Below are 2,224 nucleotides of genomic sequence, written 5' to 3' on the forward strand. Positions count from 1 at the left end.
CTGGCGACCAGCCGGACGGCCTCGTCGCGCGGGATCTCCCGGCCCTGCGACAGCCAGTAGCGCGCGGTGATCTGCGCCAGCCCGCAGACGCCGGCCCCTCAAGCCCCGCGCCCTCATCTCCGTCCAGGAGAGACTGCGCGACCAGGTCGCCCACGCCCTGCGCGCGGCCCTGATCTCCGGCGAGCTGCGCCCCGGCGTCGTCTACTCGGCGCCCGCCCTCGCCGCCGACTTCGGCGTCTCCGCCACCCCCGTGCGCGAGGCCATGCTCGACCTCGCCCGCGAGGGCCTGGTCGAAGCCGTCCGCAACAAGGGATTCCGGGTCACCGAACTCAGCGAACGCGACCTCGACGAGTTCACCGAGATCCGCGCCCTGATCGAGGTCCCCACCGTCGGACGGGTCACCCGCACCGCCACCCGCGACCAGCTCGAAGCCCTCCGCCCCGAGGCCGAGGCCATCGTCGCCGCCGCCCGCGAGCACGACCTCATCGCCTACCTGGAGGCCGACCGCCGCTTCCACCTCGGCCTGCTCGGCCTCGCCGGCAACGCCCGGCTCGTCGAGACCGTCGGCGACCTCCGCAAGCGGTCCCGGCTGTACGGCCTCACCCGGCTCGACCAGCGCGGCGAACTCGTCTCCAGTGCCGAGGAGCACCTCGAACTGCTCGACCTGATGATCGCCGGCGACGCCGAGGCCGCCGAGGAGTGCATGGCCCGCCACCTCGGCCACGTCCGCTCGCTCTGGGCGGCCGGACTCGAAGCCCCCGCCGAGGAGGAGGAGCCGCTGCGGCTCCGCGCCCGCTGAGACGCCCGGCCTGCGCCGGGAGGGTCACCAGCCGGGGCGGTGGTCCTGCGCTATGGCCTTGGACAGGTCCTCCGGTGAGCCCAGCGGGCACGGCCGGCCGTTCAGGAGGGCCGCGGCTATCGTCACCTGGTCCGACCACTCGATGACCAGCCGGTCCCGCCCGCGGACGTAGCAGTTCCGGCCCCAGACCCGGCTGCGCCCCGTGATCTCCGGGAAATCGGCGGGGCCGGCCGACAGCGCGCGCGACCAGCCCGCCCGCTCGATCTCCTGATCCCAGAAGCCAGGGCCAGCGATCATGGCTACCTCCTTGCAAGTGCACGACACCTTCACATCCCGGGCCGATTCGGGGCAAGTCAGGTGCGGGGCTCTTGGGAGGTCGGGTGGGGCGGGCCGGTCCGTGCGCACGGCCGGATCAGGGGTGCGCAGTTCCCCGCGCCCCTGCTGGAGCGCCTAGGTAGGAGCGCCAGCTTCCGGTGCGGGTGATGTCCTCGGCTCCGGTGAGGGCGGCGGGTTCGCAGAGGAAGCCGGGGGTGCGGGTGCCGTCGGCGAGGTCGACGGGGCCGAGGGCCATGGGGTGGGGGAGGGCGGCCAGCAGGGTGCCGAGGCCGGCGGCCGGGAGCTCCCAGAGTTCGCCGGCGACGGCGGCGCCGTCCGCCTCGACCCGGACGAGGCCGGGCTTGGGCGGGACGGTGTCCAGGGCGTACAGGCGGTAGACCGGGGCCGTCGCCACCTCGCCGCAGAACCGGCCGCCCAGGGCGGTGAGCTGGCCGTTGAGGGGCTGGCCGGTGAGGTGGGCGCCGAACACCGCCAGCCGGACGGGGGGTTCGGTGAGCAGCCGGGCCAGGGTGCAGAGCCGCGCCTCGGTGTCGGCCCGGCCGACCAGCATCACGCCGAAGGGCAGCCCCCGGACGGTGCCCGCCGGTACCGCGACCGCGCAGAGGCCCAGCAGGTTGGCCGAGTTGGTGAACCGGCCGAGCCGGGCGTTGCCGCCGACCGGGTCGGCGGTGACCTCCGCGAAGGTCGGGTGCCAGGTGGTGGTGGGCAGCAGCAGGGCGTCCGCGTCGCCGAGTTGGGCCAGCGCGAGGGCCCGCAGCCGGTCCAGTTCGGCGAGGTCGGCGTAGAGCCGGTGGGCGGGGAGGTCACGGGCGGCGCCGATGATGCCGGCCACCACCGGGTCGAGGCCGTCGCCGCCCTTCTCCGCCAGGGCGTCCACGAACTCGCCCACCGCCGTGTACCGTTCGGCCACGAATGCGCCCGCGTACAGCATCGCCGCCACCCGGTCGAAGGGGGTGAGGTCGAGGTCGCGCAGGTCGGCCCCGGCCGCGGCGAACCGGTCGGCCGCCGCGGTGAAGGCCACCGCCCAGCCGTCGGCGAGGGTGCCCAGCCGGGCGGCGGCCGGGACGGCGATCCGCCAGGGGCCGGGGC

The 2,224-nt window shown here is 75.4% G+C and carries 3 protein-coding genes; 1 reads left to right on the plus strand and 2 read right to left on the minus strand.

Annotated features, from left to right (window positions below; translation table 11 throughout):
• Positions 1-115 precede the first annotated feature (115 nt).
• Positions 116-799, plus strand: coding sequence for a GntR family transcriptional regulator (locus tag ABZ641_RS33965; RefSeq protein WP_359988152.1), 684 nt, complete (start codon positions 116-118; stop codon positions 797-799).
• A 24-nt stretch (positions 800-823) separates the two neighbouring features.
• Here the strand turns inward: ABZ641_RS33965 and ABZ641_RS33970 are convergent, their stop codons facing one another.
• Both ABZ641_RS33970 and ABZ641_RS33975 read right to left on the minus strand, forming a co-directional pair.
• Positions 824-1,096 (minus strand): hypothetical protein, encoded by a 273-nt coding sequence (locus ABZ641_RS33970; protein ID WP_344621617.1) that lies wholly within the window; start codon positions 1,094-1,096, stop codon positions 824-826.
• 115 nt (positions 1,097-1,211) lie between these two features.
• A partial coding sequence (locus tag ABZ641_RS33975; protein ID WP_359988150.1) for an amidase family protein occupies positions 1,212-2,224 on the minus strand: 1,013 nt, incomplete at its 5' end.

The organism is Kitasatospora sp. NPDC007106 (assembly GCF_040634455.1).
Classification (GTDB): Bacteria; Actinomycetota; Actinomycetes; order Streptomycetales; family Streptomycetaceae; genus Kitasatospora; species Kitasatospora arboriphila.